The organism is Planococcus sp. A6, from assembly GCF_028823615.1.
Lineage (GTDB): Bacteria > Bacillota > Bacilli > Bacillales_A > Planococcaceae > Planococcus.
This window is the reverse complement of sequence record NZ_JAPEHT010000128.1, coordinates 1-9087: the sequence shown is the minus strand read 5'-3', so window position 1 is coordinate 9087 and position 9087 is coordinate 1. Positions and strand designations below refer to the sequence as shown.

The following is a 9087-nucleotide window of genomic DNA, read 5'->3' as shown; positions in this document are numbered from 1 at the left end:
CCGACAGGGGAGTCAAATCCCGCGGGGGTTCGAATCCCTCTTCCTCCTCCATTTTTGAATACTACGCGCATGTAGATAGAGATTGATTCGTTGCTCCGGTAACGAATTTTTCTTAAAAATCATGTGTCTGAATATTATAAAAAACTCACAGATCAATTCTGTGAGTTTTTTTGTTGTCCTTATTCCCTGGGAAATAAAAAAGGCGGAGACAATTGTCTCCGCTTTTTTAGCGTTTCAACACAGCGGTCTGCTGCATGAACTTTCCGATGCGTTCAACAATTTGCTCTGAACAATCTGGGTCGTTCATTAAATCGTAGTCGTTGATATTGAGGCGCAGCACAGGACAAGCGTTGAAGGAGTCGATCCAGCGTTCGTAGCGTTCGTGCATTTCCAGCCAATATTCAACAGGCGTCTGCTGTTCCATCGCACGGCCACGTTCTTGAATGCGCCCGAGGATATCTTCAATCGATCCTTCGAGATAAATCAATAAATCCGGATGCGGGAAATAGGGCGTCATGACCATCGCATCGAATAAGTTGGTATAAGTCTCATAATCGACTTCATTCATCGTGCCTTTTTCCTGATGCATTTTCGCGAAAATGCCGGTGTCTTCGTAAATGGAGCGGTCTTGGATAAAGCCGCCGCCGTATTCGAACATCCGCTTTTGCTCTTTAAAACGCTCTGCCAGGAAATAGATTTGCAGATGGAAGCTCCATTTCTCGAAATCGTCGTAAAACAAATCAAGATACGGGTTACCGTCTACGTTTTCAAAAGATGTACGGAATTGCAGTGAATCCGCAAGTGCTTTGGTCATTGTCGACTTGCCGACGCCGACCGTTCCGGCGATAGTGATGACGGCATCTTTTGGGATGCCGTACTTGTCTCGTAAATTTTCATTCATATTGATAAGCTCCTTTTTTCAAGCGTGCCTTCCACATGAGTGAGAATCACTTCGAGGTCGGAACGGTTTTGCACAAAATCAAGTTCGTCTCCGTTAAAGCGCAGCACGGGGATTTCTGGATGCTCGCGCTCGAAACGTTCGATGAATTCATGGTAGTCTGCAGACAATTGCTCCATGTAATCAGGCGTGATCATCTGTTCGAATTCACGGCCGCGCAATTTAATGCGCTTCATCAAGGTATCCAGGCTCGCGTGCAAATAAATGACCATGTTCGGCTTCGGCATATCGGCCGTCAGGATTTTATAGATCGCTTCGTATTTGGCATATTCTTCTTCAGGCAGCGTCCGTTTGGCAAAGATCAAGTTTTTGAAGATATGATAATCCGCCACGACCGGCTCCTGGTTGGAGATGAATTTTTTTTGGATATCGCTCAATTGCTTATAGCGATTGCACAGGAAGAACATTTCCGTCTGGAAGCTCCATTCCTCGATATCTTCGTAAAATTTATTCAAAAACGGATTTTCATCCACGATTTCCTTCAGCAGTTGAAACTGGTGTTGCTCCGAAAGTGCTTTCGTCAGCGAGGTTTTCCCCACTCCGATCGGACCTTCTACGGTGATAAATGGCACCGGCACAAGAAGTCCCCCTTCTTCGATTCAAGTAAAATGCAATGCCATTTATTTTACCATATCTCCAAAAGTAAAAGTAGAGCCAAATGGCGTTCCAAATTGTGCATGGCTTTGTAGTGCTTTGTCAGGATGAAAAGATGATACACTGAAAGTCGAGGAGCGATGAATCATGAACGGAATGGAAAAAGACCATTATTTTATGGGGCTGGCGATTGAAGAAGCCCAAAAAGCAGCCCAAAAAGGCGAGGTACCGATTGGCGCCGTTATTATTCAAGGCGACCGCGTCATTGCGCGTGCCCACAATTTGCGCGAAACGACGCGTAATGCGGTGACACACGCCGAATTGCTTGCCATCCAGCAAGCCTGTGAAGTACTCGACAATTGGCGACTTGAAGACACAAAGCTTTACGTAACGTTAGAGCCTTGCCCGATGTGCGCCGGCGCCATTCTGCAATCGCGCATCCCGCATATTGTCTACGGCGCGCGCGATAGCAAGGCAGGCTGCGTCGATTCGCTGTACCGTCTGCTGAACGACGAGCGCTTCAACCACCAATGCGAAGTGACGGAAAACGTCATGGCGGATGAGTGTGGCGGCCTGCTCACCCAGTTTTTCCGCGATTTGCGCGCACGCAATAAAAATAAACGGAAAACCCAAGCCTAGGGTTTTCCGTTTTTCTATGCCAAAAATTCCTTGATCAAACGATTCACAATCTCCGGCTGCTCATGATGCACCCAATGCGTCGCCTCGCCGACCCAGACAAGTTCGGCGTTCTCACAGAACTTTAAGCTTTCAGTTGCGAGCATCGGCGACAGGAACTGGTCGCCGAGACCCCAGATGATGCGCACCGGCATACGCAGCGGGGCTTTTGGCATTTGCATGAGACTCCCCTTTCGGATCGCCCGGTACCAATTGAGCATGCCCGTCAAAGCGCCTGGCTGGCTCCACGCATCTTTGTATCGGACAAGTTCTTGCTCTGTAAATGCATCCGGCCTTGCGGTCCCTTTCATCGCCTGTTTCATCGATTCGAAATCGTTTGCAGCCATCAGCTTCTCTGGCACTTCCGGCAGCTGGAAAAACGCCATGTATGAACTTTTCAGCCATTGCAGCGGGTTTTTCAAAAATACGCGTGGCATGGCTGCCGGATGGGGAATATTGATGGCGATCAGCTTATTGACGTATTCCGGCTTGGCTGCTGCCAAATGCCAGGCGACCGCCCCTCCCCAATCATGGCCGATCACAATCGCCGAAGTTTCCCCGAATGCTTCAATCAAACCGGCAATATCATCGCTTAGCTTATTAATCGTGTAGTCTTCTATTTGTTCCGGCTTATCGCTCAAATGATAGCCGCGCTGATCCGGTACGACGACTCGATAACCTGAGGCGGCCAATTCTTCCATTTGGTGATGGAAGCCATAGGAAAATTCCGGAAATCCGTGAAGCAATACCACAAGTTCCCCATCTTCCGGTCCTGCTACCGCTGCATGCAGGCGAATGCCATTGGTTTCAATCAAGTGAAATTCCACTTCTTGCATTTGAACCGCTCCTTTCACGTTTCTTATTGTTTACCCGTTTACTGCAAAAAAAAAAAGACCCGAAATCCATTCGGGTCTTTTCGTTCAGCGGATCGTCGTTTTTCCGCCCATATAAGGTTGCAAGACTTCAGGAATGGCAACAGAGCCATCTTCCTGCTGGTAGTTCTCAAGCAATGCCGCCACAGTCCGCCCGACAGCGAGTCCGCTGCCGTTCAGCGTGTGGACAAACTCTGGCTTGCCTTTCGCTTCGCGGCGGAACTTGATGTTCGCGCGGCGCGCCTGGAAATCTTCAAAGTTTGAGCAAGAAGAAATTTCACGGTACGTCTCCTGCGTCGGAATCCATACTTCAATATCGTATTTCTTCGCTGCAGTAAAGCCAAGGTCCGCCGTGCACATCTTCAAGACGCGGTATGGAAGGCCCAACAGCTGCAACACTTTCTCTGCATGGCCCGTCAGTTTCTCAAGCTCGTCATAAGAATCTTCCGGTTTCACAAAGCGCACCAGCTCAACTTTATTGAATTGATGCTGACGGATCAAGCCACGCGTATCGCGTCCTGCAGAACCCGCTTCAGAGCGGAAATTCGCGCTGTAAGAAGCGAAAGCTTGCGGCAGCATATCCGCCGTTAAAATATCATCACGGTAGAAGTTCGTCACCGGCACTTCAGAAGTCGGGATGAGGAAATAATCTTCCTTCTCGATCAAGAACGCATCTTCCTCGAATTTCGGCAATTGCCCGGTGCCCGTCAAGCTTTCGCGGTTGACCATATATGGCGGCAGCATTTCCTCATAGCCATGCTCCTCCTGGTGAAGGTCCATCATGAAATTGATGAGTGCACGCTCAAGGCGTGCGCCAAGCCCACGATAGAAGACAAAACGGCTGCCCGTCACTTTCGCGGCGCGCTCGAAATCGACGATATTCAAGTCGGTCGCGATGTCCCAATGAGGCTTCGCTTCAAAGCCAAACTCCGGCTTGTCGCCCCATGTACGGATTTCTTCATTATCGTCTTCGGAATCACCGAACGGCACGCTGTCGTGCGGGATGTTCGGCACGCGCATCATGATATACTCCAACTTTTCTTCCACTTCGCGCAGTTCGTCGTCGATCGCTTTGATTTGGTCGCCGACTTCGCGCGTTTTCGCGATCGCCTCATCTGCATTTTCCTTATTGCGCTTCATGACAGCGATCTGCTGGGACGCTTCGTTACGCTCCGCTTTCAGCTTCTCGGTCTGGACGATCAGTTCCCGGCGCTTCTGGTCGAGCCCTTGAAAATCATCGAGTACGGAAATATCTTCCCCACGCTTTCCGAGCTTTGTTTTCACTTGGTCAAAATTTTCCCGTACAAAACGGATATCCAACATAGAAATTCCTCCTTAAGTATTCGTCAAATAAGAAAAAACAACGCAAAAATAGCCCTCATCCCCTGGTAAAGGGACGAGAGCTACCCGCGTTGCCACCCTGATTGATCGGCAAAAAGCCAATCCTCTTCATCACATAACGGCATTAAAACCGGCACTGGCTCATCGCCATGCAACTCCGGGGTGGATTCAAACGCGTTTGACGCCGGTTCGCACCAACCACCGGCTCTCTTACAGAAAAACTGCGCTTTACTATTCCCATCAACGTTTCTTCTTTGAAATTATTCATATTTTACTATAGTGCGCTTCGGTTGGCAAGAGTTCCCTGTTTTCGACCATGTCCAAAAACAGCTGCATCAGCCTATGGTCACCGGTCAGTTCCGGATGGAATGAACAGCCAAGAAATGGCCCGCTCCGCGCCAACACAATGCGCCCCTCGTATTCGCACAAAACTTCCACATCCGCACCAGCACGCACGATATGCGGCGCACGGATAAATACTGCCGGAAACGGTGCATCAATTCCCACAATATCCAGATCCGCTTCAAAACTATCCACTTGTCTGCCGAAAGAATTGCGCGCCACGGTCATGTCCATGACACCGAGATGCGCAGCTTCCTGCCCTTCAATTTCTTTTGCCAATAATACAAGCCCTGCACAAGTTCCGAACATTGGCTTTCCAGAATCAGCAAATTCTCTTAATGGTTCCATCAACTCCGCACGGTCAATCAAACGACGCATCGCCGTGCTTTCACCGCCCGGCAACACCAAACCATCGAGTTCCGCCAATTGACCGTCATTTTTCACCACGACAGCTTCCGCGCCGCATGCCTGAATCGCCAGTACATGTTCACGCACCGCTCCTTGCAGTGCCAATACACCGATTTTCATCGTTACCAGCCTCTTTCCTGCATGCGGTCCGCCGCACCGATTGTCGCCATTTCCAAGCCTTTCATTGCCGGCCCAAGATCTTTCGACAGTTTCGCAATCAACGCATAATCCTGATAATGAGCTGTCGCTTCGACGATGGCACGTGCAAAACGCTCCGGCTGGTCCGATTTGAAAATGCCGGATCCTACAAACACGCCATCTGCACCGAGTTCCATCATGAGCGCCGCATCCGCTGGTGTCGCGATGCCCCCTGCTGCAAAGTTGACGACCGGCAAACGGCCGAGCAATTTCACTTCTTTCAAAAACTCATAAGATGCACCTAAGTCTCTCGCAGCTGTCATCAATTCGTCTTCGCCCATCGCAACGATATTGCGCACTTCGGCATTCACTTGGCGCAAATGGCGCACCGCTTCGACGATATTCCCTGTGCCCGGCTCGCCTTTCGTACGCAGCATTGACGCCCCTTCTCCGATGCGCCGTGCCGCTTCCCCGATATTGCGGCAGCCACAGACGAACGGCACCGTATAATCATTTTTCAGCAAGTGAAATTCCTCATCCGCCGGTGTCAGTACTTCGCTTTCGTCGATATAGTCGACGCCCATCGCCTCTAGCACGCGCGCTTCTGTAATATGGCCGATACGCGCTTTCGCCATGACCGGAATCGACACAGCATTCATCACTTCTTCCGTGATGCGCGGGTCCGCCATACGGGCAACGCCGCCTTCTTTGCGGATATCGGATGGGACGCGCTCGAGCGCCATGACAGCCGTCGCCCCTGCCGCTTCTGCAATTTTCGCCTGTTCTGCATTGACCACGTCCATAATGACACCGCCTTTTTGCATTTCTGCCATGCCACGCTTCACTCGATCTGTGCCTTTTTCACTCATCTGAAAATTCCTCCCTTTTGTTGGTTGTTTCCAGTATAATAAACTGTGACCATATAAAAAGACTCAGTTTACGTTAATTTAAAAGGTCAGTTGGAGGAACCCCGATGGATATGCTCATGTTCCAATTACAAAAACAATCAACCACACCACTATATAAGCAGCTTTATCGAGAAATCCGTACCGCCATCACGGCGGGTAAAATTGCGGTCGACACCAAGCTTCCGAGCAAGCGCAAACTGGCGGATTATCTGCAGATCAGCCAGACGACCGTCGAACTGGCCTATTCCCAATTAGTCGCAGAAGGTTTTATTGAACCACGCCCTCGAAAAGGATTTTTCACGATGCCCGTGGAAGAACTGGCTTATTTGGATCTGCCTCAAGAAGAAACAGCTATCCGCGATGTACCAAAACCCACTTATGTATATGACTTTAACCCAGCGCGCATCGATACCCGTTCATTCCCATTTCCGACATGGCGCAAAACGGCACGCGAAGTAATCGATGAAGAAAACCATGAACTCCTGCTCGCTGGTCACCCGCAGGGAGACGAGTCGCTGCGCGCTGAAATCGCCCGTTATTTATACCAATCCCGCGGTGTAGTGTGCGAACCCGAACAAATTATCGTCGGATCTGGGACCGAACAATTGATGCCATTGCTGATCCGTCTCTTTGATAAAAATTTGAGCTTTGGCTTTGAAAACCCTGGATACGCCTTAACCCATAGCATTTTCGAACATGATGACAGACAGGCCTTCCCGATTGCAGTCGATGAAGACGGCATCGATGTGCAGGAACTCGACAAAACCGGCGTCGACATCGCCTACGTCACCCCATCCCACCAGTTCCCGACAGGCTCGATCTTAAGCGCTACACGCCGCGCACAGCTATTGAACTGGGCGGCCGCAAGTCCCGAACGCTATATCATCGAAGACGATTATGACAGCGAATTCCGCTACACGAGCCAGCCGATTCCTGCCCTGCAAAGCATGGACGTCGGCGGGCGGGTCATCTACATCAGTACCTTTTCGAAATCCATTATGCCATCATTGCGCATCGCCTATCTCGTGTTGCCGCCAAGGCTGTTGAACGCCTACCGCAAGACCTTTTTGCATTACACGTCCACCGTGCCACGCATCGACCAACAAATCGTCGCGACATTCATGCAAAAAGGCCATTTCTCCAGACATTTAAACCGTATGCGCAAACTGTACCGGAAGAAGCTTGAATGTCTGACACAAGCACTTGTCCCTTATCAACCACTAGTGACTGTTTCCGGTGAGCAAGCTGGCATGCATGTCGTGTTGACCATCGATACCGAACGCACGGAACAAAACTTAGTTTCCTTGGCAAGTGATGCAGGAATCCGTGTATTCGCGATGCAGAATTACGACCTACTCAAGCAAAAATCAGCTTCACCAAAAATCGTTCTCGGTTTTGGAGGTTTAGATGAAAGCGAAATCCAGCAGGGCATCGGCCAATTGATGAAATGCTGGAACATACAAAAAACCAGCTCACTCCCTGAGGGATGAGCTGGTTTTTCTTAAAATAGGCCTTTAATGAAATCCACGGCGCCTTTCATAGACAGCGCAAACCAATTGGCTCGCTCCACTGTTTCTATCGCTTCTACGTCTGCAGCCGATTTTTCGTCTTTCAAATATTCCACTTCATTACCTTCAGAATCTAAAACCCTCACCTTACCCACAAGTTGGCCTTCTTCTACAGTCGCCTCTATGGGCGCTTTCTCTGTTAATTCAAGCTCGGTCTGGTACGTGCTAGCGGAAGGGGTCAACAAATGGACTGGTTCTTTAACCGCTATCGCGACTTGCTCTTTTTCACCTTTTGCGACAGGAAGGGACTCCTGCCCCATAAATTGCTGGCCGGCTTTCATGATCTCCGTTTCTTGAAATCCAAAGCCGTAATCCAACAATGCACGCGTCGCGTCAAAACGTGCCTCATAGGAACCCTCCCCTTCTGCATCGACCGCTTTCATCACTACCGCAATCAACCGGACCCCATCGCGTTTGGCAGTCCCTGCAAAAGAATGGCCCGCAAAATCCGTGGTCCCTGTCTTCAATCCATCCATGCCTTCGTATTCATATTCCATCCCTGGAAGCATGGTATTCCAATTGACCATGCGGATTTGGTCAGGTGTGCCTTCGCGGAACATCAATTCCGGAATTTTAGCAGTATCCAGGATTTCCGGGTAATCATCCAGCAAGGCTTTAGTCAGTATAGCAACCGAACGGGCCGACATCGTATTTTCCTCGTCTTCTCCCGTCCCTTCAGGATGCATGCCCAATAGAAATGAATTATTAAGCCCTGTCGAATTGACGAAGTGTGCGTCTTCAATACCCATCTCTCTCGCTTTGTCATTCATCATCTGGACGAACTCTTTCTCAGTACCCGCAATCGTTTCGGCAATGCCAATCGTCGCTGCATTTGCCGAATAAATTGCCATTGCTTCATATAACTCTTTCATTGTATAGGAACCATCCCGGCGCAGTGGCACATTGCTCAAGCGCAAATCCTGCGAAATCCGGTGGCTATAATCCGTCACTTCATACTCATCGTCCCAACTGACGACACCTTCCTCGATCGCTTCAAACAAAAGGTATTCACTCATCATTTTGCTCATAGAAGCGATACCAAGCACGGCTTTATCATTTTGTCCGTATAAAATCTGTCCGGTCTCTGCATCTACTACAATCGCTGCATCCGCCAATACAGGAACAGTTTCTTCCGCCTGCACGCGATTCGGCATCATGATCATGAGAACTACAGCCATTATCATTAATACTTGAACCCATTTCACTAAACTTTTCACTCGATTGTCCTCCATCGTTTCATTCCTTCTGCTATTTTAGCATATTCTCTGGAAGCAAAACGAAAA

The 9087-nt window shown here is 49.5% G+C and carries 9 protein-coding genes and 1 other annotated feature; of the genes, 2 read left to right on the top strand and 7 right to left on the bottom strand.

Going from position 1 to position 9087, the window contains the following annotated elements; all coding sequences use genetic code 11:
* Nucleotides 1–226: 226 nt before the first annotated feature.
* Nucleotides 227–901 (bottom strand): deoxynucleoside kinase, encoded by a 675-nt coding sequence (locus tag ON064_RS15200; protein WP_274625441.1) that lies wholly within the window; start codon nt 899–901, stop codon nt 227–229.
* On the bottom strand, nt 898–1536 hold the full coding sequence (locus tag ON064_RS15195; protein WP_058382253.1) for a deoxynucleoside kinase: 639 nt from the start codon (nt 1534–1536) through the stop codon (nt 898–900). The genes ON064_RS15200 and ON064_RS15195 overlap by 4 nt, the downstream gene beginning before the upstream one ends.
* Nucleotides 1537–1699: 163 nt before the next feature.
* On the opposite strand from ON064_RS15195, the gene tadA reads away from it, so the two are divergent.
* Nucleotides 1700–2191, top strand: coding sequence for a tRNA adenosine(34) deaminase TadA (gene tadA / locus ON064_RS15190; RefSeq protein ID WP_274625440.1), 492 nt, complete (start codon nt 1700–1702; stop codon nt 2189–2191).
* 14 nt (nt 2192–2205) lie between these two features.
* Here tadA and ON064_RS15185 read toward each other — a convergent pair whose 3' ends face one another.
* The 4 genes from ON064_RS15185 to pdxS form a co-directional block, all read right to left on the bottom strand.
* Nucleotides 2206–3063, bottom strand: coding sequence for an alpha/beta fold hydrolase (locus ON064_RS15185; RefSeq protein ID WP_274625439.1), 858 nt, complete (start codon nt 3061–3063; stop codon nt 2206–2208).
* Between the two features lie 84 nt (nt 3064–3147).
* On the bottom strand, nt 3148–4422 hold the full coding sequence (serS, locus tag ON064_RS15180; protein ID WP_274625438.1) for a serine--tRNA ligase: 1275 nt from the start codon (nt 4420–4422) through the stop codon (nt 3148–3150).
* A 66-nt stretch (nt 4423–4488) separates the two neighbouring features.
* Nucleotides 4489–4693 (bottom strand) — a binding site (T-box leader).
* A gap of 11 nt (nt 4694–4704) precedes the next feature.
* Nucleotides 4705–5310: a pyridoxal 5'-phosphate synthase glutaminase subunit PdxT gene (gene pdxT / locus ON064_RS15175; RefSeq protein ID WP_274625437.1), complete on the bottom strand. Its 606-nt coding sequence runs from the start codon at nt 5308–5310 to the stop codon at nt 4705–4707.
* 2 nt (nt 5311–5312) lie between these two features.
* Complete coding sequence (pdxS, locus tag ON064_RS15170; RefSeq protein WP_274625436.1) at nt 5313–6197, bottom strand: pyridoxal 5'-phosphate synthase lyase subunit PdxS; 885 nt, start codon at nt 6195–6197, stop codon at nt 5313–5315.
* A 104-nt stretch (nt 6198–6301) separates the two neighbouring features.
* On the opposite strand from pdxS, the gene pdxR reads away from it, so the two are divergent.
* Complete coding sequence (gene pdxR, locus ON064_RS15165; protein ID WP_274625435.1) at nt 6302–7726, top strand: MocR-like pyridoxine biosynthesis transcription factor PdxR; 1425 nt, start codon at nt 6302–6304, stop codon at nt 7724–7726.
* A gap of 11 nt (nt 7727–7737) precedes the next feature.
* Here the strand turns inward: pdxR and ON064_RS15160 are convergent, their stop codons facing one another.
* Nucleotides 7738–9021, bottom strand: coding sequence for a D-alanyl-D-alanine carboxypeptidase family protein (locus tag ON064_RS15160; RefSeq protein ID WP_274625434.1), 1284 nt, complete (start codon nt 9019–9021; stop codon nt 7738–7740).
* Between the last annotated feature and the right edge of the window lie 66 nt (nt 9022–9087).